The 22,675-nt window shown below is 38.5% G+C and carries 18 protein-coding genes and 2 pseudogenes; 16 read left to right on the top strand and 4 right to left on the bottom strand.

The window, feature by feature from the left end; all coding sequences use genetic code 11:
• Positions 1 to 18: 18 nt before the first annotated feature.
• The 5 genes and pseudogenes from PLEUR7319_RS35610 to PLEUR7319_RS35625 all read left to right on the top strand — a co-directional run.
• Positions 19 to 609, top strand: a complete 591-nt coding sequence (locus PLEUR7319_RS35610) for a DUF1822 family protein (protein ID WP_019506223.1) — start codon at positions 19 to 21, stop codon at positions 607 to 609.
• A 46-nt stretch (positions 610 to 655) separates the two neighbouring features.
• Complete coding sequence (locus tag PLEUR7319_RS38225) at positions 656 to 1,297, top strand: CHAT domain-containing protein (RefSeq protein WP_019506224.1); 642 nt, start codon at positions 656 to 658, stop codon at positions 1,295 to 1,297.
• Between the two features lie 9 nt (positions 1,298 to 1,306).
• Entirely contained in the window at positions 1,307 to 2,593 is a 1,287-nt protein-coding gene (locus PLEUR7319_RS38230; RefSeq protein WP_019506225.1) for a CHASE2 domain-containing protein, read from the top strand.
• 108 nt (positions 2,594 to 2,701) lie between these two features.
• The gene (locus PLEUR7319_RS38235; RefSeq protein ID WP_019506226.1) at positions 2,702 to 3,523 is read left to right on the top strand and encodes a DUF928 domain-containing protein; all 822 of its coding nucleotides are present in this window, start codon (positions 2,702 to 2,704) and stop codon (positions 3,521 to 3,523) included.
• Between the two features lie 37 nt (positions 3,524 to 3,560).
• Positions 3,561 to 3,701, top strand: a pseudogene (locus PLEUR7319_RS35625) (nucleotidyltransferase family protein); the annotation flags it as partial.
• Positions 3,702 to 4,026: 325 nt separating this feature from the next.
• Here PLEUR7319_RS35625 and PLEUR7319_RS0115945 read toward each other — a convergent pair.
• From PLEUR7319_RS0115945 to PLEUR7319_RS0115955, 3 genes are all read right to left on the bottom strand, one after another.
• Complete coding sequence (locus PLEUR7319_RS0115945) at positions 4,027 to 4,812, bottom strand: peptidylprolyl isomerase (protein ID WP_036800156.1); 786 nt, start codon at positions 4,810 to 4,812, stop codon at positions 4,027 to 4,029.
• Positions 4,813 to 4,943: 131 nt separating this feature from the next.
• Complete coding sequence (locus PLEUR7319_RS35630) at positions 4,944 to 5,660, bottom strand: pre-peptidase C-terminal domain-containing protein (protein WP_063822249.1); 717 nt, start codon at positions 5,658 to 5,660, stop codon at positions 4,944 to 4,946.
• A 12-nt stretch (positions 5,661 to 5,672) separates the two neighbouring features.
• Entirely contained in the window at positions 5,673 to 6,671 is a 999-nt protein-coding gene (locus tag PLEUR7319_RS0115955; protein ID WP_019503786.1) for an IS630 family transposase, read from the bottom strand.
• Between the two features lie 440 nt (positions 6,672 to 7,111).
• Between PLEUR7319_RS0115955 and PLEUR7319_RS43145 the strand changes: the two genes are divergently transcribed.
• The 8 genes and pseudogenes from PLEUR7319_RS43145 to ndk all read left to right on the top strand — a co-directional run bounded on the left by PLEUR7319_RS43145 (position 7,112) and on the right by ndk (position 17,891).
• Entirely contained in the window at positions 7,112 to 7,240 is a 129-nt protein-coding gene (locus PLEUR7319_RS43145) for a hypothetical protein (protein WP_256380640.1), read from the top strand.
• Positions 7,241 to 7,530: 290 nt separating this feature from the next.
• A complete protein-coding gene (locus tag PLEUR7319_RS0115965) occupies positions 7,531 to 10,374 on the top strand; it encodes a filamentous hemagglutinin N-terminal domain-containing protein (protein ID WP_019506231.1) in 2,844 nt (947 codons plus the stop codon).
• A 103-nt stretch (positions 10,375 to 10,477) separates the two neighbouring features.
• Entirely contained in the window at positions 10,478 to 12,280 is a 1,803-nt protein-coding gene (locus tag PLEUR7319_RS0115970; RefSeq protein ID WP_019506232.1) for a ShlB/FhaC/HecB family hemolysin secretion/activation protein, read from the top strand.
• Positions 12,281 to 12,301: 21 nt separating this feature from the next.
• A complete protein-coding gene (locus PLEUR7319_RS0115975; protein WP_019506233.1) occupies positions 12,302 to 15,019 on the top strand; it encodes a CHAT domain-containing protein in 2,718 nt (905 codons plus the stop codon).
• Between the two features lie 41 nt (positions 15,020 to 15,060).
• Positions 15,061 to 15,339, top strand: a pseudogene (locus tag PLEUR7319_RS35635) (transposase); the annotation flags it as partial.
• 124 nt (positions 15,340 to 15,463) lie between these two features.
• The gene (locus tag PLEUR7319_RS0115985; protein WP_019506235.1) at positions 15,464 to 16,027 is read left to right on the top strand and encodes a Uma2 family endonuclease; all 564 of its coding nucleotides are present in this window, start codon (positions 15,464 to 15,466) and stop codon (positions 16,025 to 16,027) included.
• A gap of 198 nt (positions 16,028 to 16,225) precedes the next feature.
• Positions 16,226 to 17,350 (top strand): D-alanine--D-alanine ligase family protein, encoded by a 1,125-nt coding sequence (locus tag PLEUR7319_RS0115990; RefSeq protein WP_019506236.1) that lies wholly within the window; start codon positions 16,226 to 16,228, stop codon positions 17,348 to 17,350.
• A 91-nt stretch (positions 17,351 to 17,441) separates the two neighbouring features.
• Complete coding sequence (ndk, locus tag PLEUR7319_RS0115995; RefSeq protein ID WP_019506237.1) at positions 17,442 to 17,891, top strand: nucleoside-diphosphate kinase; 450 nt, start codon at positions 17,442 to 17,444, stop codon at positions 17,889 to 17,891.
• A 105-nt stretch (positions 17,892 to 17,996) separates the two neighbouring features.
• Here the strand turns inward: ndk and PLEUR7319_RS0116000 are convergent, their stop codons facing one another.
• A complete protein-coding gene (locus PLEUR7319_RS0116000) occupies positions 17,997 to 18,386 on the bottom strand; it encodes a hypothetical protein (protein WP_019506238.1) in 390 nt (129 codons plus the stop codon).
• Between the two features lie 383 nt (positions 18,387 to 18,769).
• Here PLEUR7319_RS0116000 and PLEUR7319_RS0116005 point away from each other — a divergent pair, with 383 nt between their 5' ends.
• The 3 genes from PLEUR7319_RS0116005 (at position 18,770) to PLEUR7319_RS0116015 (ending at position 22,560) form a co-directional block, all read left to right on the top strand.
• On the top strand, positions 18,770 to 19,411 hold the full coding sequence (locus PLEUR7319_RS0116005) for a M23 family metallopeptidase (RefSeq protein ID WP_019506239.1): 642 nt from the start codon (positions 18,770 to 18,772) through the stop codon (positions 19,409 to 19,411).
• Positions 19,412 to 19,630: 219 nt separating this feature from the next.
• Entirely contained in the window at positions 19,631 to 20,704 is a 1,074-nt protein-coding gene (locus tag PLEUR7319_RS0116010; RefSeq protein ID WP_019506240.1) for a Fe(3+) ABC transporter substrate-binding protein, read from the top strand.
• Between the two features lie 20 nt (positions 20,705 to 20,724).
• Complete coding sequence (locus tag PLEUR7319_RS0116015; protein WP_019506241.1) at positions 20,725 to 22,560, top strand: N-acetylmuramoyl-L-alanine amidase; 1,836 nt, start codon at positions 20,725 to 20,727, stop codon at positions 22,558 to 22,560.
• Positions 22,561 to 22,675: the final 115 nt, after the last annotated feature.

The raw sequence follows: 22,675 nt of genomic DNA on the forward strand, positions 1-22,675 counted from the left end.
TACCCCAACCAATTATGGTTGAAAATAACAGAGGAAATACAGCAGAAATCTTGGCAGCGATCGCAATTGTATTCTAATCCTACCAGTCGATGTCAAGCGCACCTAAACGATCTCTGCTGGCAAACTTTTATCCCTTGGTTTGAAGAAGACAGCGATCGGTCTAATTTAATTCAAACAGAGACATCTTTACTCGATCTTTGGCAATTTGTTAACGGTAGTGTTATTAATTTAGGTCAAACTAAAATAGCATTAATTCCCAGTGAGACGACTGACATTGAAGAGTTTGATATACCTCAAGAATGGGTTGATATTCCTCAGTGGCAAGCAGATTATTATATCGCTATTCAAGTAAATTTAGACCTTTCTGATGAAGCTTGGATGAGAGTCAGAGGATACGTCAGTTATCAACAATTGAAAGATCGAGGAGTATACGAACCAAGCGATCGCTCTTACTATATCAGTCAGGAATATTTAGAGTCAGATATCACAGAGATCTTATTATCTCCACAACCAGTTGCTCAAACCAAACAGGAATTAGTAACGACAACGGAATTATCTTTAGCAACAGCTGATCGGTTGTTAGACTCAAGAAATACGGTTAATAATTAAAGCTCGAAAAGAAGAACTATGGAAACTACCTTGGCATGTATGGGATTTGTTATCAGATTATCCCGACGTAGGTATTGGTTATAGTACTAATGAAAACTATACACCCTCTTTAATACAAACAATTCATAATAAAGTTAGCATTCTAGCCGTTTTTGGAGATAGTAAAAATATCGATTTAACAGAAGATCGACAAGCAATTAATAATTTAAAAAATACAGAACCAGTTTTTTTACACCAGCCTATTTCCAGAGAACTAATTCAACAGTTGCGCAGTCGTAGAGGTTGGGATGTGTTCTTCTTTGCCGGTCATAGTCAGAGGGAAATTAATGTTGGTAGAATTTATCTTAACGAAAGAGAAAGTTTAACGCTCGATCAGTTTAAAAATGCTCTAACAGAAGCAATTAGTAACGGCTTAAAAATAGCTATTTTTAACTCCTGTGACGGTTTAGGACTCGCCCAAAGACTAGCAGATCTCCATATTCCAGTAGTTATTGCTATGCAAGAGATAGTACCAGATCTAGTTGCTCAATCCTTTTTAAAAGAATTTTTAACCGAATATAATTGCGGACTGCCTTTATATACTGCGGTTCGCAGGGCACAAGCTAGACTAGAAGAATTTACTGATTACCCTGGTGCAACTTGGTTACCGTTGATATTCCAAAATCCAAATGTAATACCGCCCCAATGAAATGATTTTTTGAGTACAATTTCAGACAAGTTACCACCACGATCTAGCCAAGTAGTTCTTTTCCAGCGAGCAAGATCTCAATGGTATCGACTTTTTCAAGCAGCTCTCAATAGTTTAGCGATCGCTAGTTTGGTGATCGGAGTGCGCTGGTTAGGTCTATTACAACCATTAGAATTATATGCGTACGATCGCCTAATGCAATTACGTCCTGGAGAAGTCAAGCCAGATCCACGTATTTTGGTAGTTACTGTCGATAATTCTGATATCAAATATCAAGAACAGGCAGGAATGAAGTACAAAAGTTCCTTAGAATCTTTATCAGATCCAGCCCTGAACAAATTATTAGATGAACTGGAAAAGCTAAATCCTACTTCTATTGGCTTAGATATTTATCGTCCAGCCGGTTTTGATTCGGATTTATCTATCCGTCTTCAAAAAGATGAGCGTTTTTTTGCTATCTGTAAGGCTTATTCTGTTGAAAATAATAAAAACTATTTTGGAACTCCTCCACCTCAAGATATACCAAAACAACAATGGGGTTTCAGTGATGTTCTTCTGGATCGGGATCGAGTAGTCCGTCGCCATCTTTTAAGTATGATTCCCAAACCGACAGACCCCTGTGATACTGACTATTCCCTAAGCTCATTACTTGCCTTGCATTATTTATCTGAGAAAAAAGATATCACAGCCAAACTTACCTCGGAAGGAGAATGGCAGCTTAAAAATCTAATTCTGAAGAGATTAAATAATCATAACAGCGGATATCAAAAACTAGATGACCGTGGTTACCAAATACTTCTTAATTACCGTTTCTACTCCTCACCTAAAACCGTTGCCAATAGTATTTCACTACAAAAAGTACTAAAAGATGGAATTCCTCCTCCCCTGTTAAAGAGAATGCAACAACCAATCGTTCTGATCGGTACTATTGCAAGGGGAGAGAATTATGATGATTTCTTTGACACACCTTACGGAAAAGAAATTCCAGGAGTTTTTCTCCAAGCACAAATGGTAAGTCAAATTATTAGTGCAGTTTTAGATGAACGTCCCATGCTGTGGTGGTGGAGCGATTTGGGTGAAGCACTTTGGATTTGGGGATGGTCAATTGTAGGAGGGATATTAGTTCTTACTAGTGCCCATAGATTATATCTGGCTTTCAACGTAACTGGCAGTTTAATAGGAATATTTGCTATCTCGTTGGTTATCTTTATTCACGGTGAATGGATACCTCTAATACCTCCAGTATTAGCTTTAGTAACTACTACAATAATAGTCTCTAAAACGCTACATCTTTAATAACTATTTAAATAGCATACTTTGAACAGAAAAAGCATATTTAATTAAATAACTTCTTTTTTATCATTAGCAATTTTTAATAATTATTTTTAGTTTGGAAAAAGGAAAATGTCTTTATTTAAATTATCTCGACAGAGGATAATAATCGGTTTGACTATTACTTTAACCGCGATCGCTTCGCTCGTTAATGCTTCAGAAGGAAAAGCACAATCTCGACAACCAATCGACGATATTTCTCGAACTATAAAAGTATCTTTTAATCCACCTCCTGTAGCAGACAATGGTGCTCCTGGAGGTCGCAGGAAAGGTGCAGGAAGCCATAGCTTATGTAAATTTACTAAACAAGCAACAGAGATTACTCCTCTGATTGCTCTAATGCCTGAAATACCCATAGAAACGGAAACAAAAAGTAAAACTTATGTCTGGGGAAAAACAGCTGTTGACCATCCAAATTTTTGGTTTTACGTTGCTTATCCAGCTAATACTTATGCTGAATTTGTTCTTCAGGATGAAGCGGAAAATGAAATTTATCAAACTACTTTTACCTTAAATAAAACATCTGGGATAGTCAGCTTAACTCTTCCTAAAGATAAGATTACATTAGAAATTGATAAAAGTTATCATTGGTATTTCAATATTATGTGCGATTCAGAAGATACAACTGATGATTTTGTAGAAGGATGGATCGAAAGAGTAAGATTGAATCCATTTATTAATAATCAACTAGAATCAGTTCAACCCATAGAGCGTATATCTATTTATGCAGAAAATGGGCTTTGGTACGATACTTTAACTAATCTTGATCGCCTGCGACAAATAGAGCCAGAAAATAAAGCGATCGCTAATTTATGGAGTGACTTATTGCAACAAGTTGGTTTAGATGAAATCAGTCAAAAGCCAATTGTGAAACGTTACAATTTGGAAAATTAATAGAATAAATCTAAGTCATCATTACAACGCATAATCCATGAAAAGAGATCGAGTAGTATCGATTTTGAATGCCCATCAAGCCGAATTGCACGATCTTGGTGTTAAGTCTCTGGAAATCTTTGGTTCAGTGGCACGAGACGAAGCCAGCCCTGATAGTGATGTTGATTTTTTAGTTGAATTAATACTAGTCTACACTTCAGTTGGGATAAGATCGGGAAAAGCGATCGCTGAAAAAAGGGCTCAAGAGTGAGCGCCATAACTGAAGAAGAAAGAATAGATTTAGATGGCTTGTTGATAGCGCGATCGTCTAAAATAATTAGGATTATAAAAAAGCGATTTCTAAAGCAACAATAGAGTGATCGCCTGCGACAAATAGAGCTAAAACAAAGTGATCGCTACTACTTGTACTGACTGATTACAACAAGTAGGATTAGATGAGATTAGCCAAGAACCAGTTGTCGAACGTTACAACTTGGCAAATTAATTAGTTTTCTCTGAGCCTACTATGCCGCTGCTAGCTTATCTGTCAACTCAAGCTGATTCCTTGGTGTAATCCCCATCCAAATTTGCTCTTGGTAAGAGAGTTGTTTAACCTGCTCTTGAAACCAGGCTTCAAACTTTTCCTGGAGCAATCGTTGACGCATTAAATCATTGAATTGTGCGGGGATAAACTTTTCAACGCGCACGATTATCTGCCATTCTCCCACGGACACGGGAGGACGAATTTCGCTGATTTGACTGCTAGATAGTAGATAAGCCAGTGTTGGGTGAAGCGTGCCTAACTCAACTGGACCCATCAGCCCATTTGTTAATGCTTCTGAACCTTTAGAATATTCGCGAGCCAGTTCGGCAAAGGATTGTTCTCTCTCTTGAAGACGAAAATAAAGTTCAGTGGCAATTCCGTTATCTTTAGTCTGAATCAAGGAATAAACTACGCGATCAAGCTGCTTTTTGCGTTTGGAGAAGTAAGAACGCAACTGACTACCCCAAGTAGATTCTTTGAATTTTTCAACTCTGAGCCTTCGAGTTACCAAGAGTTTTAACTGTTCTTGGTTCAGACCGCACTGTTCTCCCCAGGCTTGCCTTTCTGCTTCGGAAGTCAGCCCCCAATGCCGATCAAACTCCTGGTAAGCAAGAGCTATCTCCTCCGGTGTATAGCTGATCTGCACAATTGCTTGGTCAATGATCAATTCGCACAGCAATTGGGGAATGAGCTTGTAACTAGCTAGAAGAGGAATAATTTCCTCAGCAGTGAGAGTATGATTACCGATTTGTAAAATTGCATTCATGATTGGACTTTTGGTGGGAAGCGAAGCTAGCATCAGGTACATCCCTAGCTCCGCTTACTGTCAATTAGAGTGGCAATAAGCGCTAAGTTTTTAGGTGCTTATCTGGGTTGAACCACTGCTATGAAATACTTTCAATAACTAGCGTCTACCTGCAACTGATAGCTGGTGTCTTCAGTGTATTGATAGACTTGGACGTAGAAGGGGTTGTCACCGTGTAAGCTAAAGGAAAATTCTTCATCTGATATGCCTCCATTAGTTGAAGTAAAATTAGAGTCAACCTCACCTGCCTCAACAATGTTATTGTCGTTAAAATCCTGAATTAGTTGGATATCGGCATCACTGCTCAATCCAGTGAGACTAACATTAACATTGCTGTATCGGTCAAGAATAAATCTGTAGACATCAGATGTATCACTATCACCCACCCAGCCATTGTAGGTAAACTGGTCCCCGCGGGATAAAACTCCACCATCGACCTCGTTCGGAAGCAAGTTAGGAGGTTCTGTGAGTGCAGGATAGGGACGGCCTGGAGTAGCAGACAAGTCCAGCTCGTAGTCTAAACGACTGTTACTACTTGGAGCATAGCGCTCAACTACGGCGAAGTAATTACCTGCCGAAGCCAAATAGTTAATTGAGTCGTCCATGTTACCTCCAAGACGGGAACTTTCAATTTGTTGGTCGCTTGAATCAAACACTCTGTTGTTGTTGCTGTCTTCATACAAATAAAGATCCGCATCATCACCGGAAGTAATATTGTGGAGGTTCAAATTGATGCTGCTGGTATCACTGATGTTAAAACTGTAGACATCATCGGTGTAAGTTTCATTTAAGTAAGTACTTCTATTGATAGGACTAAGTACCTAGACAAAATTAATTGTATATTCCGTACCAAAGTTTTTGAGAATATTTTCGACAGCATCTACTAAAGCAGAATAACTTTCATAAGCATCACTTTCTAACCACTTATACTTAATAAAACGCCAGAGAATTTCTATGATATTCAAATGAGGGGAATAAGTTGGTAGAAAGAAAATCTCTAGTCCTTTTTCTGACCACTCTGCTTCCTTATTCCAGAGAAAGTTATTTTGATGGATTGAAGCATTATCCATGATTAGAATGGTCTTTTTGGTGATTTTTTCACAAAATTGGTCTATACAGGCTACAATGACGTCACTATTAATACTGCATTTAAAAGTGTATACTTCTAGTTCATTTTGTCTGCTTAAAAAGCCTAAGACATTTAATCTTTTACTTTGTTGACTAGGGACTTCGATTTTTTGTTTTCTTTCTTGCCAGGCATAAGGGATATATGGAATTAAACAAAAACCACTTTCATCTACGTATCTAATTTCAATTTCTCCTGTTGACTCTTGTTCTTTTAATTTGTCTAATTCCTTGACTTTTCGGTCGTAAAATTCAGGGATAGGATTTCCTCCTACCCTTCTTTTGATTCTAGACCAACCCATATAAGCTGATTTGATTATTCTTTTTATAGTCTTTTTACTTACGGTGTTTCCCCATTCTCTTAAAATTTTTGATTGGACTTTTTCCAGATTTTTGGGCGTGTCTTTTACCCAATTTTTTATTTGTTGCTGTTGCTCAACAGTAAATAGCTTTTTTCTTCCCCGACCAGGACTATTATAAAGTCCCGAAAATTTAGATGATTCCCAAGCATTAAACCAATTGTAAATTGTATTGCGACTTACTTGAAATATTTCCCTTAATTCTGAGATTTTATAGCCTTGATAACTTAATTTAATACAATGGGCTCTCTGTCTTACTTGATAATATTTACTCTGCTGGTAAATTCTCTTTAAAAGTTTTAATGTATCTTTGTTTAAACCCTTAATATATCTCATCTTAATCTGGTTTCTTTTATTTAGGCGATCGCCGAGCACTTTGGGTTCTCCCGAACTTTCAGCGATTGCCTCAACTTCTCCTATAATGACCCCTTAATTTAACCTGAAAATAGTCACTTAAAACTTTATCTTAAAATATACAATTAATTCTGTCTTACTACTTAAATACAGTAGTTATCATCATGAGATGATTACATGGTGACAGATTTATTGAGCGTACAGAAGATTTTTACGTGGTCAACATCGAATTCGCATCGGTACGTATTGAATTATCTATTCACGTTTCATTAGTACTACAGTCCGAATTGAATCTCTCTCTGACTAAATGCCAGTTGTCATTACGTTAGTATTGTTAACCTATTAGCATTACTACATTCTTGTCAAAATTGTTTTCAAACACGAACTCGCTGTAGTCAGCTAAGTCATCAATTCCCGCGAAGTTGAATAAAATTTCCGTTGCTAACCAAATTACTGTTTTAGCGATTAACTTATTTTTTAACCAACACATTGGTATTCACCTCCTGAAAGAAGTAGGGCGATCGCCTGAGTTTTCTCTAATTACCTACTAACTTTGTTGGTTTCATTTAGTTATTGGGGTAAGGTTTTGGCATTTATGTATTTAAATGAGTGATAAGGGAATAGCTTTTTTAATCAGTAACCTGAGAGATTTTTTCCAGATTATGGCAGAAATGTTATAAAATGTTACAAAAATTAAACATTTAAGGTGAAATAAACTAAGAATTATCTTCTTTTCGGAAATTTCTGGAGAATAAAGGTATCGGTCTGAAAAGAGAATTAACTTTTCTGAGAAATCTGACTGATTCACTTCGTAATCCCCGTCTTTCTTGAGGCTTTAGCTATGAGTAGAGACTGGCGAGCTAGATTTAGGAAATTCGCGATCGCGATCGCTTTGGGCGGCGTTACTATTTCTTGTTGGGAAAGTATAGTTTTGGCGCAAATTATTCCTGACGAGACTCTGGATGATGAAAGTTCTGTGGTGACTCCTGATACCATCGAAGGAATTGAGAGCGATCGCATTTCAGGAGGGGCAGCTAGAGGGAGTAATCTCTTTCACAGTTTTCGCGAATTTAGTATTGGTGAAGATAGAGCAGGATATTTTGAGAATCCAGCGGCGATCAAGAATATCTTTAGTCGCGTAACCGGTAGTGACCCTTCTAACATCTTAGGAAGGTTGGGGGTACTGGGTAATGCCAATCTGTTTTTTCTAAACCCTAATGGTATCCTGTTTGGACCGAATGCCAGTTTAGATGTTCGAGGTTCGTTTTTAACGACTACTGCAGATGGCATTCTCTTTCCTGATGGAAATCAGTTTAGTGCGACTAACCCAGAAGCACCGCCAATTTTGACGGTTAACGTTCAGCAGCTGATTGGATTGCAGTTTGAAGGTAAAGAAGGAAAAATTGTTAATCAGGCAAAAATATTTTTAGATTCAGAGCAAAACTTAGCTTTAATTGGTGGAGAAGTCTTAATTGATGGGGGATATTTGGCTACACCTGGAGGTCGTATTGAAATAGGTAGTGTTGCGAAAAACAGTATTGTTAGCCTGACTGAAATTAAAGAAGGATTGGATATTGGCTATGAAGGAGTCGAAAATTTCCAAGACATTAGCCTTGCTTTTGGCGCGTTGGTCCAAAGTTATGGCGAAAATACTGGGGATGTTCAAGTTCAAGGTAGAAATATTAGTCTTACTGAAGGTAGTGCAATTTCTCTTAATACTGAAGCAGGTCAAGCTGGTGATGTAAACATTATTGCTTCTGAATCGTTAACATTAGATGGTAATGCCGCAGAAGTAGAGCTTGGAAAATTTAGAACTTTAATTTTCATCGACGTTCTCGATGATGCTACTGGAGAAGGGAGCAGTATTAATATTAATACCCCAAAACTAGCAGTTACAAATGGAGCTCAAATAGCTACCACTAATGATTTTGGTCAAGGAGCAGATATCAATATCAATGCTTCTGAGGTAATTGTCGAAAAATCTTTCATTTTTGAAGATCCCATTGAAGATCCAGAAGATTTTAAAGCTTCAGGTATTTTTGCCAACGTTTTTGACGATGGGACTGGAAATGGGGGCAATTTAACTATCACTACGGAAAAACTTACTATAAATGAAGGAGCACAAATTTCTACTTCTACTGTTGGGGCTGGTAATGCAGGAGATTTACTGGTTAATGCAATAGAATCTGTAAGACTAATTGGCACAATACCAGGAACTAATAATCCTAGTTCCTTAGGTGCTGATGTAGGAGATTTAGTAACTGCAATAGGAGATGCTGGAGATTTGACTGTGAATACTCCTAAACTTGAAGTAAGAGATGGAGCACAAATCGGAACAATTGCCCAAAATGAGGGGAATGGAGGTAATTTAACTCTAAATATCTCGGATTCAATTTTGCTAACGGGTACTTCTCCCTTAGCAGAATTAGGAGGAGAAGGAAGAAGTGGTATTTTTGTTAGTGTCGAGCCATCACTAGAAGATGAATTTGGAACAATAATTCAGTCGACTGGAAATGGAGGAAATTTAAGTCTTTCCACCAAAGAATTAATTATCGAAAAAGGTGCATTAATTTCTGCTGATACTTTTAGTGTGGGTGATGCAGGTGATGCAGATATTAATGTCAATAATTTAATCCTACGCGATGGCGGACAAATAGGCGCAGGTTCCTTATTCGGAGTCAATAATATCGATACTGAAAGAGGTAATGGTGGCACTCTCAATATTGATGCTACCGAATCTGTAGAAATTACTGGTATTGGAGATATTAACGGAGAGCCAGTAAATAGTAGTATATTCACCCTGGCTGAAAGCAATGGCAATGCAGGAGATATCACCCTGAAAGTGGAAGACAGTATTTTCCTAGCTGGAGATAACAGCGGTCTGTTTGCCAACACTGAAGAGAATTCTACTGGCAACAGTGGTAGTATATTCATCGACCTTACTACCGTAGTTGTTAGAGATGAAGCGCAAATAGCAGTCAACAGTGATGGTAAAGGTATAGGCGGAAATATTGATTTACAAGCAGATTTTCTCACCCTAGATCAAGGAACTATTACTGCTGAAACTGTCAGCAGCCAAGGCGGAAATATTAACCTGACCCTTTCAGATTTATTAACGTTACGCAATAACAGTCAAATTACTGCTACCGCTGGTACTGCTCAATCAGGAGGAGATGGGGGCAATATTACAATAGATGCGCCGTTTATTATTGCTTTTCCCCAGGAAAATAGTGATATTAGTGCCAATGCCTTTGAAGGAGATGGTGGGAATATTAGGATTAATGCCAATGGCATTTTTGGGATAGAGTTTCGCGACCAAGAAACTTCTCTGAGCGATATCACAGCATCGTCGAAATTTGGACAGCAAGGAGAAGTAGAAATTAATACCTCTGTCATCGATCCCACTCGCGGTTTAAATAACTTACCCCAAGACACAGTAGAAGCTAAAGTTGCCGAAGGTTGCCAAACAGCAGGAGGTCAGCCAACATTAGAATTTTTCGATATTGGCACAGGGGGTTTACCGCCTAGCCCTGACGAGCTATTCAGTAGCGAAATGGTCATCGCTGAATGGATTCCGCTCGATCTTGCAGACAAGAAGATACAAGCACCAACTTCAGAAAAAAGTTTTACAGGAGATGAGGTTAGTAATGTAACTCTGCTCAACAGTTTTCCTTGTCAGAAATAAGCTGGTAAACATCGAATTTGATGGTTGCAGCACTATGGGGGAGCTAGGGAGGAGCAGGGGATTTAGGGGGCTAAATGAATTATTGAGCAAAAATGAGGAAACAATGATTAGATTCCCGCGCTACTGGCTATACTCACTGTTAGTAGTTTTAACCAGCACCACCAATACTGGTTATCTTAGGGCACAAACTAGCGAAATTACTCAAAATAGCCTTGATTCTCGCGACAGACCTCAAATACCACCACAGGATATCATTCCGCCATCTTCACCTCCTTCTCTACCCGAAGAACCTCCCTCTTTACCACCACCGCCAGAAGAATTACTTCCCTCTCCCAGAATTCCATCAGAAGAATTTCTCAATACAGAAGAAACAATTACTGTTACTAAATTTATCTTCACTGGCAACACAGCTGTTACTAGTGAAGAATTAAGCAAAAAATTTACTACAGATTTAACGAACAAACCGGTTTCTTTAACCAGATTGCTCCAAATTGCTTCGGATATTGCTAGTCTTTATGCCAAACGAGGATATAGTACCTCCGGTGCAATTATTTCGATTCCTAAAGCAACTCAACAACAAGGAACAGGAATTGTTGAAGTAATAGTTATTGAAGGGGAGTTGGCAGAAATAAGAATTCTTCCTGGGAAAGACTCTCTGAAGCTAAATAGTAACTATATCCGTTCTCGTTTAAACCGAGCTGTATCTAAGCCTTTAAATATCTACGAACTTCAAGAAGCCTTACAATTACTACAGCTCGATCCTTTAATTGACAGTATCTCTGCTACCTTATCTGCTGGTTCTCGTTCAGAACAAAGCATACTAGAAGTAAAAGTATCAGAAGCAGACTCTTTTAATCTTCAAATTTTTGGTGATAACAATCGTTCTCCCAGTGTGGGAAGTTTTCGGCGCGGCGGCATAATTACAGAAGCAAATTTATTAGGATGGGGAGATAAAGTTAGCTTAGGTTATACCAATACCGATGGTAGCGATGCCTTTGACGTTGCTTACACAATTCCGATTAATCCCGATAACGGTACCCTGAGTTTTACCTTCAATAACACAGAAAATGAAGTAGTTGAGTCTCCTTTTGATACCTTAGATATTGAATCAGAATCTCGTTCTTATGAACTAAGTCTGCGTCAACCCATAATTCAAAACATCGATCGCGATACTCGCACTTTTGACGAGGTTGCTTTAGGTGCAACAGCTTTTTGGCGTAACAGCGAATCTTCTTTAGGGAACAACCCTTCTCCCTTATCTCCTGGTGCGGAAGCCGACGGCGATATTGGGATTTTTGCCCTGCGGTTTGCCCAAGAATGGACGAGACAAAATGCTAGTTCAGTTTTCGCCTTGCGTTCGGAGTTTAGCTTTGGTCTAAATGTTTTTGATGCTACTACTAACGAACAGATCGCCGGGGTTGAAAGAATTCCCGACAGTCGCTTTTTTTCTTGGCGAGGACAAGCCCAGTGGGTAAGCTTGTTAGCCCCAGATACTCTATTATTGCTCAGGAGTGGACTGCAACTAGCAAATGATGCACTGTTACCTTCGGAACAATTTAGTATTGGTGGTTTTGATACTGTCCGAGGTTATCGACAAGATCGACTGCTTACTGATAATGGTTTCTTAGCTTCAGCCGAACTTCGCATTCCTATTATTGAAGGTTTTTCCGAACCAAGAATTGTACAAATCATTCCTTTTTTTGATTATGGCCTTGGCTGGAATAACTTTGATGTACCTAATCCAGATCCTCAAAATTTGGCATCTCTAGGTATTGGCTTGCTTTGGCAAGAGGAGAATTTTAATTTTCGCTTTGATTACGGTATTCCTCTAATAGATACAGATTCGAGCGATCAAACCTTACAAGAACAGGGCTTGTATTTCTCTCTGCAATGGAATCTTTTTTGAAATACCAATTTAAAACTAATTATGAAAATTTTTCGTTTAATCTTAATTTGGTTTTTACTGGGTTTATTCCTTACTGCTGGAATCCTACCAGGGCGATCGCAAATACCCCAATCTCACCTAGCCAATGCCCAAAACCTGGTACAACAGGGAAAAAAATACTACCAAGCAGAACAATTTAGTGCAGCGGTAAATAATCTACAACAAGCTGCCGATACCTTTGCTGCTTTAGGAGAAGAACAGAAAGAAGCTATCACTAGAGGCAATCTTTCCTTAGCCTATCAACGACTAGGAAACTGGCAAGAAACCCAAGCTGCGATCGCCAAAAGTTTAGCTCTTCTGAACTTTAAATACGATTTAGATACACCACAAACTTGGCAAATTTCCGAGCTAGATCCAGAAAAACGGCAAATACTAGCAAGAATAATTAATATTTATGGTCGTCTTCGGTATCTTCAAGGTGATGCAGACAATGCTTTATCTAGTTGGCAACTAGCTACTAATATTTATCAACAATTAGAAGATAGACAAGGAATTGTTACCAATCAGATTAATCAAATACAAGCTTTACAAACTCTAGGACTTTATCAAGAAGCGACGAAAATCGGAAAAACAGTCGAACAAAATCTCGATCATCTTCCAGACAATCTCAAATTTCAAGTATTACTCAGTTTAGGTAATGTTTATCGTTCTGTTGGCGATTTAGCAAATTCCGAAAAATATCTCCAAGCAAGTTTGAAACTAGCCAAAAATTCTAATTCTTCTAAAAATATAAGTAATATTCAACTTAGTCTGGCTGATACTTGGCATTCTTGGGGAAATTTAGAAAGAGAAAGACTATTGCCTATTCGTTATGAATATATTCCTTGGCGTTGCGATCGCAACGTTTCCTTATCCCTTCCCCAAAAAGCTCAGGAATTGTATGACAAAGCCGAGAATAAGTATCGACAGATGTTAGAAGCAGAGCGATCGCAATTCTCTACTACAGCAATCAAAGCACAGCTTAATCTCTTAAAACTATTAATTACTAATGGTCAGTGGTCAAAAGCTCAGACACTATCTCAGAAGATAAAATTGTCTGATTTACCGAATAATAGAACCAAAGTTTATAGTCAAATTAATGATGCCAAAAGTCTAGCCTGTATTAAACAACACTATTCTCCAGAAGATATCGCGTGGAACAAAATTACTCGCTTAATAGAAACAGCAATTCATGATACAGAAGGCTTACAAGACAAGCGGGCAAAATCTTATGCTATTGGCAATTTAGGTGGATTATATGAATATTTGGCACTATTAGCACAACAGCAACAACAAAAAGTTAAAGCGCAGCAATGGATACAGCAAGCACAACAATTGACTCAGAGAGCTTTATATTTAGCACAACCTAGTCAACTACCTGATATAGCTTATCAATGGCAATGGCAATTAGGACGTTTATTAGAGGCACAAGGAAAGACACGGGAGTCTATTGCTTATTATCAATCCGCTATTCAAACTCTTGAATCTGTAAGAGGTGACTTATTAACCATCAATTCTGACGTACAGTTTTCTTTTCGAGATAATATTGAACCAGTTTATCGACAACTCGCTCAATTACTTTTACAACAACCAATTCCTAATCTAGCTCAAACCCTCCAAATTATAAAAAATCTTCAATTAGCAGAATTAGAAAACTATTTACGCTGTAACATCAAAAAAACCCAAGCATTAGACAAAATCGTTAATCGCACTCATTCTACAGAAGCAGTTATCTATCCAATTATTCTCGACGAACAAATTGATGTTATTCTCAAACTGCCTCATTCTGACGAACTACAATACCACAATAACAAACTATTTAAAGGAGAAGTAGTAGACGTATTGCAACGACTACAAGATAACCTAGCTAAACCCCACACTAAGAAAAAAGTTCAAGCAGATGCTGGTCAAATTTATCAATGGCTCATTGCACCTTTTGCTGTAGATTTAGAACGAGCTAAAGTTGATACCTTAGTTTTTTTTCTCGATACTCCTCTAAGAAATATTCCGATGGCTGTTCTTTATGACGGCAAGAACTATTTAATTGAGAAATATGCAGTAGCGGTAACTTCGGGTTTAGAACTGCGAGAACCAAAAACTTTACAACGAGAACAATTAAACGCTATGTTAGCCGGTTTGACGGAATCTCGCCAAGGCTATCCTCCTCTCAAAAATGTAGATCTACAATTGAACCAAATTAGTGCAGAAATTCCCAGCCAAATCCTTTTAGATAGAGAATTTACTGTCTCAAGTTTCCAAAATCAGCTTCAATCGCTTCCTTTCTCTGTGGTTCACATTGCAACTCATGGTCAATTTAGTTCTCAACCCGAAGAAACCTTTATCATTGCCTGGGATAATCGCATTAATGTTAACGAATTGAGTAATTTCCTCAAAAGTCGACAAGAAACTGAATCTGAACCAATTGAGTTACTTGTTTTAGCTGCCTGTCAAACTGCTAAAGGAGATAAGCGAGCTACTCTAGGATTAGCTGGTGTTGCTATTAATGCAGGAGCCAGAAGTACTCTGGCAACTCTGTGGAAAGTTTCTGCTGATGAGTCTCCTGGCGATCTCTTAGGTCAATTTTACCGAGAGTTAAGTGCCAATCCCCATCTAACCAAAGCAGAAGCCCTACGTCGCGCTCAACTAGAATTTTTGAAGGATGATAGTCGTAATCGTCCCTATTTCTGGGCTCCCTATATTTTACTTGGCAATTGGCTGTGATATCATTTTGACTAAATAGTCAAATGGCTAATAAGCGAAACTATACGAGGGCGGGAGCCAAATACGCTATTCGTACTTGGTGCAAACGAGTGCGTCAAAGTAAAATCTCTCAGTTTGATAGCTTCCTGGGGACGATTGAAACCTGGCTTGACCAAATTACCAACTATTTTCTGGAGCGACTAACCAGCAGCTTTGTCGAAGGGTTTAACAACCGAGTTAAAGTTCTCAAGCGTCCTTGCTATGGCATTTTTGATGTCGACCATCTTTTTCAACGACTCACACTCGATATTCATGGTTGTCAAAGATTTAGTCTTACCTGACCACCCACTATATATAGCGCTTACCACGGCAATTCCGGTAGAGCCAAAAATCCTCGCAATGCTCCTTGTTATCGAGCGATCGCAACTTGGATAGAATTATTAAACCGTTAGTTAATAAAAGCCGATGACTACAACTAATGTAAAATCCAAACTTACTTTTGAAGAATATCTCAACTATGACGATGGCACGGATAATCGCTATGAATTTGTGGATGGAGAATTGCTGCTAATGAATCCTCCTATTGGTCGCCATTCCTTAATTATTAGATTAATCGGTAAAATTTTTGAAGCCGAAATTGAGCGATTAAAATTAGATTGGTTAACTCTTACTGATATCGGTATTCGCACAGCTTTTAGTCGCTCTCGAATTCCCGATTTAAGTTTAGTAACCCGCGAACAAATACAGCCATACATAAATGTCTCGGCAGTATTAGAAACTCCTCCAATCTTAGCTATAGAAGTTGTCAGCTCAGAATCAATTAATCGAGATTATCGATACAAACGCTCTGAATATGCTGCAGCAGGAATATCCGAATATTGGATTATCGATCCAGCCGAAAAGAAAGTGACCGTTTTAAAACTAGTTGAGGGTTTTTATGAGGAGCAAGTTTTTCACAACAACGAGCAAATAGTTTCATCTACTTTCCCCGACCTAGTTATAACTGTCGAGCAATTATGGAAGGCTTGATTGAAAAAATCATGCGATCGCAACTTGGATAGAATTATTTAGATCAGATCCGTTGCCATTTTTGGAAATAAATATTGATTTGCTTCATGACCCAGTTTAGTAAACTAAGTTGATTTTAGCCCTTGTAATAGGACTAGTATTCAACCAAAAACCTAGAGATGATGTAGCATCTAAAGAAGATTTTGGGGAGATGAATTTATGGCAAAGCAAAAAGTTGGCTTATTATTCGGTGGTTGTTCTGGAGAACATGAGGTGTCTATAACTTCAGCCAGAGCGATCGCATCTGCCTTGAAAGAAGGTGATAATCAAACTAAATACGATATCCTGCCTGTCTATATAGATAAAAGTGGAACCTGGCAATCTAGTAATCTAGCCCAAAAAGTACTGGAATCAGGAGAGCCATTATTACTAGAAAGAGAACAGACAAAAACTGTTACTCAAGAAAGCAACAGCAATCTAACCGTCACTGGTTTTTCCTCTTTAACTCCCGCAGGACAAAATTTTAGTTACTCAGAAATTGATGTTTGGTTTCCTATTTTGCATGGTCCTAATGGGGAGGATGGAACAGTACAGGGTTTACTCAGTTTGATGAATGTTCCCTTTGTCGGTTCGGGAGTATTAGGCTCGGCTTTGGGCATGGATAAAATTGCCATGAAAATGGCATTCACCCAAGCAGGATTACCTCAAGTAAAATATGTGGCAGTAAATCGATCGCAGGTATATTCCAGTCCCTGTGTCTTTCCCAAACTCTGTGATGATATTGAAGCTCAGCTAGATTATCCTTGTTTCGTCAAACCCGCTAACCTTGGCTCATCAGTGGGAATTGCTAAAGTGCGATCGCGTGCAGAGCTAGAAGAAGCTTTGGACAATGCTGCTAGTTATGACCGTCGCATTGTCGTAGAAGCGGGAGTAACTGCCAGAGAAGTCGAATGTGCCGTATTAGGTAACGATAATCCTAAGGTTTCAGTGGTGGGAGAGATTACCTTTGATAGCGACTTTTATGATTACGAAACTAAATACACTGACGGTGCAGCACAGCATCATATCCCTGCCAATCTGCCTGATGCTGTTATCACTCAAATACAAGAGATGGCAATTAAAGCATTTTTAGCAGTTGATGCAGCAGGACTTGCCAGAGTGGATTTCTTCTACTTAGAGGATAAGGGAGAAGTATTTATTAACGAAATCAATACCTTACCAGGTTTTACCACTACTAGTATGTATCCACGACTTTGGGCGCATAGTGGGGTTGCTTTTCCCGAACTAGTAGATCGCTTAGTCAAGCTCGCCGTGGAGCGTTATCGAGAAGCCAACGCCAATTAAATTTTTAATCCCTCAACAAAAAAGTTGAAAAAGAAAGAATCTAGGTTACTCTGAAGTTTGTGACATTTTGTAACCGAATATTGAGGAGAGTATGGAACGCACTTTTATCATGATCAAACCTGATGGCGTACAGCGTCATCTAACAGGAGAAATTATGCATCGCTTTGAACGTAAAGGTTTTACTCTAGTAGGACTAAAAATGATGCAGGTTTCCCGTGAATTAGCTGAAAAACATTATGGTGTCCATAAAGAAAGACCTTTTTTCAATAGCTTAATTGAATTTATTACTTCTGCACCTGTAATTGCTATGGTTTGGGAAGGTGAAAATGTGGTTAGTGCAGCTAGAAATATAATTGGTGCAACTAATCCTACAACTGCTGCACCTGGTTCAATTCGTGGTGATTTTGGTGTTAGTATTGGACGCAACTTAATTCATGGCTCTGATGCGATCGAAACAGCTCAAACAGAAGTTGCTCTCTGGTTTACAGAAGAAGAACTATTGAACTGGAAACCAGTAAGACAATCTTGGCTCTACGAATAAACAAGAATTAGACCGGATTGGATCAAAGATTACTCTACTATCTTAGGAAGGTAGAGTAATCTTTGATTGTTAGTAAATCCTACTGGTTGTCTATCTTTAAGTTCCCTATTCTTCTTGGTCATAATCCTGATTTGCTAAAGCGAATAAGCTGCATAAAGCACAGGTCATTGTTCCTAAAGCGATCGCCCAACTGCTTCCACCAAAGCTAATATTAACTACCCAGTTGGTAAATGCTCCCGCAATCAAAAAAGGAACAATGCTCAAAACCGAAGCATAAAAAGCATTTTGAGATTCTCTTGCAGGACGTGTTTTCTCAAATTCCTCCACAGAAGTATAGAGCCAGCCCTCAGCATAATTAAACCATCTTGCTAACTGATTGCTAATCCAAATTTTAGTGGAATCTAGACCGATATAAAGAGCGAGTGACCAGATACAACTACCAGCAAGATCAATAGTGTCTAGTTCAAATGAAAAAGGGATAATATCTAGTCTCATTTTGCTTATAAATAGTTATTTTGCATGTATTTTATCAATTGCGGAATTTTTGAATAATTTCAACAAAACTTTAATCAATAGACCTCCAGTTTAAAGCTTTGATTAATATCAGTACAAATACTTATGTAAAATATTGCTAGTGAGAAAATTAAACAGTATATTTGTAAGGAAAGTCACAGGTCACTCAGCGATATGACGATTGAGTAACTTGTGGCTACTAGTCAAATTTATGAGAAATACTATTTATTCTATTAGTTTATCTCCTAGGTATTACTTAAAAATTATCTATTGCTTTGCTAAATTGTGATGGGAAACTTTGTGTATTTAATTTCCATCAACGAGGCTAATAAACAGAAACTAATATATTGATTGAGCCAAGATAAATGATCTACAGATTTAGAGTTCGGTTGAGTCGCCTATTAGCCATTGCTGCTGCGGCTTTTGTGATCTCCTTTGGATTTCAGAACTGGAGTATTTTTTCTACACAAGCATCAGATTTACCAGAAAATAACTTGGTAGCTCAAGATGTTTCTGCTATTTGGGAAAAAGGCTCTTTTCCTGTGGAGAATTTTCAATCTTATACGTCTCCCTTTGGTTATCGTATGTCTCCAGTTACTGGAAAAAGGCAGTTTCATAACGGCTTAGATTTAGCTGCCCCCCGTGGTAGTTATATTCGTAGTTGGTGGGCAGGTCAAGTCACTGAATTATCAGATGGCACTGCATGTGGTACCTCAATGACCATTGACTCAGGAGAATGGCAACACGTCTATTGTCATATGGAAGGTCACATAGAGGATTCACCTAATGGAACCTATCTAGTCGATCGAGATGGGGGAATTCAAATTGCTCAAGGGCAAGATATACCCGTAGGAGCAAGAATTGGTCGTATTGGCATGAGCGGACGCACTACAGGTCCTCATCTGCATTGGGTACTCAAGCATAATGGTAGTTATATCGATCCTGCTTTAGTCCTAAAAGAAATGTTTAAGCGTCAAGCTGTTTCTGCTGCATCAAAAAACTCGTAATAGACTGAAACTCTTAGCTCTAAAGTTTACTTTTGTAGAAAGCTAAATACTTTAACAGCCCTTAGCTATGACCCCTAACCCCTTTAAGGCTTATATCTAAGGGCTTTGTTCTTTTAATGGTAGTTTTAATTATCAAACTATTGAGAATATTTAGCAAAAAAAGTTATGATAATGAGGCTAAATATCTCAAATTTCTGAACAGAACTAAGCTAAATATTTATGAGTAATCGTATAAGTAAATTTTCACGTCGTTTATTTATTAGTATCGGTACTGCTGCTTTAATAGTTGCTTGTAACCAAGCTCAGGTAAATCAATCTCAGAGTGAACAGCAAACTGAAACAGCGCCAACCCAGAATGGACAGGTAAATATTTATTCTTCTCGTCATTACAATACTGATGATGAGCTTTATGACGGTTTTACGGAACAAACAGGAATTAAAGTTAATTTGATTGAAGGAAAAGCTGATGAATTAATCGAAAGAATTAAAAGTGAAGGTGCCAATAGCCCGGCAGATATTCTCATTACCGTAGATGCGGGGCGATTGTGGCGTGCGCAACAAGCTGATATTTTTGCCCCTGTAGAGTCGGAAGTTTTAACGCAAAACATTCCTGCTCATCTTAGAGATCCTAATAATCTTTGGTTTGGCTACAGTAAGAGAGCACGGGTAATTATATATAACAAAGATCAAGTAGATCCAACGCAAATTTCTACTTATGAGGACTTAGCCGATCCCAAATGGAAAGGGAAGTTAATCGTGCGTTCTTCCGGCAATATTTATAACCAATCTTTAGTGGCCGGAATGATTGAAGAGAAAGGAGAACAGGGCACAGCAGAATGGATTAAAGGAATAGTTGCCAATTTTGCCCGTCCTCCTCAGGGTAATGATACGAGTCAAATTGAGGACATTGCTGCTGGAGTGGGAGATGTCACTATTGCTAATACCTATTATTTGGCTAGATACGAAGATAATCCAGAAGTATTCGACAAAGTTGGTATAATTTTTCCCAATCAAGAAGATAGAGGATCTCATGTCAATATAAGTGGAGCGGGATTACTGAAAAATGCACCCAACAAGGACAATGCGATCGCTTTTTTAGAGTATCTTGCTAGTCCCAAAGCTCAAGAATTTTTTGCATTAGGTAATAATGAATATCCTGTAGTTGAAGGAACTCCAGTAGACCCCGTTGTAGATAGCTTTGGTGAGTTTACGGACGATACCACTAACGTTTCTTCCTACGGAAAAAATAACGCTGCTGCTGTTAAGATTATGGATCTCTCAGGATGGAAATAATCTAGTTCTTAAGCAAACCAATGAAACAAGTTTTCGGTCTAGCAGCCTTGACAGACATTATGCTGATAGGAGGTATGATGACCATACCATTGTCAGCTCATGCAGAATCACCTCTAACAGTTGTGTATCCGCCTCCAGACCATCAGACCACCGCTGAGCAAATTTTTTTCATTGGTACAGCTCCCTCTCAAGAGCAAGTTTTTATTAATAACCAACCCATCAAAAAACGTAGCCATGCTGGACATTTCGCTCCGAGTTTACCTTTGAAGATGGGAGAAAACATTTTTACCATCCGTCATCAAGACGAAGAAATTAAGATTAAAGTTACTCGCAATAGCGAGCAACCTGAAGTTCCGAAAACATTGGCTTTTGCTCCTGATTCTCTGACTCCTGGAGTAGATATTACCCGCATGCCCCATGAACCAATCTGTCTTGGTGCAGTTGCTCCACCTAATGCCAATGTCTCTGCCATGGTGGGCAGAAGTAAAATTTTACTATTACCCCAATTAGAATCGATCGATTTACCACCCAACTCTGCGGTACTAACAGCCGAAAATAGACCCTCTATCAACTCCAATTCAGGAAAGTACCAAGGATGCACTACTCTTGAGATTTCCAGAAATTATGGTAAGCCAGTATTTGAACTAGAACGAGATGGCAAAAAAGTAACTAAACAAGGTCGAGGTCAAATTGAGATTCTTTCTCCCAAAGATATTCAAGTAGTTGAAGTAATTGCTGATGCTGGAGTAGCTAGAACTGGAGCCAGCACCAACCATTCCCGTTTAACCCCTTTGCCCAAAGGGACGAGAGCCAGAGTGACAGGAAAAGAGGGAGAATGGTTGCGGTTAGATTATGGAGGTTGGCTCAAAGCTGAGGAAACTAAGTCCGTTCTGGGTAATATACCTCCTCAGTCTATAATTCGGGGGATCACTGCTAGACAAGTAGAATCAGCAACAGAAATTATTTTTCCGTTGCAATTGCCTGTACCTGTAGAAGTTAAGCAAAAAGAAACCAGTATTACTCTTACTCTGCACAATACCACCGCTCAAACCGATACCATCCGTCTAGATGCCAATCCCATAATTAAACGTCTTGATTGGCAACAGGTATCACCAACTCAAATTGACTATACTTTTGAACTTCATCAGCAACAACAATGGGGTTACGATCTGCGCTATGAAGGAACAAGTTTGATTTTTACTCTGCGTCATCCCCCTCAAGCTTTATTGCCCTCTGATATTAATACAGCCAAATATCAAGGAAGTAATTTAGCAGAAAGCAAAGTTACTCAGCTACAGTCTCTGAACAACATAGAAATATTATTAGATCCCGGACATGGTGGTCAGGAATCCGGTGCTAAAGGTCCCACTGGCTATCCAGAAAAAGATGTTAATTTACTACTGTCTAAGTTAATTGAGCAAGAATTAAACCAATTAGGGGCAAAGGTCTATTTAACCCGAGAGGAAGATGTCGATGTTTCTCTCAAAAAACGAGTAGCGATGATCGATAAAATTAAACCTGATTTAGCAATTTCGATTCACTATAATGCTCTACCTGATAGTGGTGATGCAGAGAATACTCAGGGAATAAGCACTTTCTGGTATAACACCCAAGCCCATGATCCAGCCATGTTTCTGCATAATTACTTAGTTACTCAATTGAATCGTCCTAGCTATGGCACATTTTGGAATAACTTGGCTTTGACTCGTCCCCATACGGCACCAACGTTTTTATTAGAATTAGGCTTTATGATTAATCCTGAAGAATTCGAATGGATTACCAATACTCAAGAACAACAAAAATTAGCTAAGGCAATTGCTCAAGGAATTAAAGAGTGGTTTGTTACAGTTGAATGATTCGTCTGGTCATTAATCTATTATCTGGTCATTAATCTATTATTGATTGTTCAATTATCTCAACGCTTCCTAAAAATGGTTCTGAGGAAATCTCTCCTAAGTTCACATGGCGATC

The organism is Pleurocapsa sp. PCC 7319 (genome assembly GCF_000332195.1).
Classification (GTDB): domain Bacteria; phylum Cyanobacteriota; class Cyanobacteriia; order Cyanobacteriales; family Xenococcaceae; genus Waterburya.

Coding starts and splice junctions, on each gene's coding strand:
- PLEUR7319_RS0115970 (WP_019506232.1), top strand. CDS start 10,478: ATGATTAGATTCCCGCGCTACTGGCTATACTCACTGTTAGTAGTTTTA.
- PLEUR7319_RS0116010 (WP_019506240.1), top strand. CDS start 19,631: ATGAGTAATCGTATAAGTAAATTTTCACGTCGTTTATTTATTAGTATC.
- PLEUR7319_RS0115975 (WP_019506233.1), top strand. CDS start 12,302: ATGAAAATTTTTCGTTTAATCTTAATTTGGTTTTTACTGGGTTTATTC.
- PLEUR7319_RS0115955 (WP_019503786.1), bottom strand. CDS start 6,671: ATGAGATATATTAAGGGTTTAAACAAAGATACATTAAAACTTTTAAAG.
- ndk (WP_019506237.1), top strand. CDS start 17,442: ATGGAACGCACTTTTATCATGATCAAACCTGATGGCGTACAGCGTCAT.
- PLEUR7319_RS0116005 (WP_019506239.1), top strand. CDS start 18,770: ATGATCTACAGATTTAGAGTTCGGTTGAGTCGCCTATTAGCCATTGCT.
- PLEUR7319_RS0115945 (WP_036800156.1), bottom strand. CDS start 4,812: ATGAATGCAATTTTACAAATCGGTAATCATACTCTCACTGCTGAGGAA.
- PLEUR7319_RS0116000 (WP_019506238.1), bottom strand. CDS start 18,386: ATGAGACTAGATATTATCCCTTTTTCATTTGAACTAGACACTATTGAT.
- PLEUR7319_RS0116015 (WP_019506241.1), top strand. CDS start 20,725: ATGAAACAAGTTTTCGGTCTAGCAGCCTTGACAGACATTATGCTGATA.
- PLEUR7319_RS0115990 (WP_019506236.1), top strand. CDS start 16,226: ATGGCAAAGCAAAAAGTTGGCTTATTATTCGGTGGTTGTTCTGGAGAA.
- PLEUR7319_RS0115985 (WP_019506235.1), top strand. CDS start 15,464: ATGACTACAACTAATGTAAAATCCAAACTTACTTTTGAAGAATATCTC.
- PLEUR7319_RS0115965 (WP_019506231.1), top strand. CDS start 7,531: ATGAGTAGAGACTGGCGAGCTAGATTTAGGAAATTCGCGATCGCGATC.
- PLEUR7319_RS38235 (WP_019506226.1), top strand. CDS start 2,702: ATGTCTTTATTTAAATTATCTCGACAGAGGATAATAATCGGTTTGACT.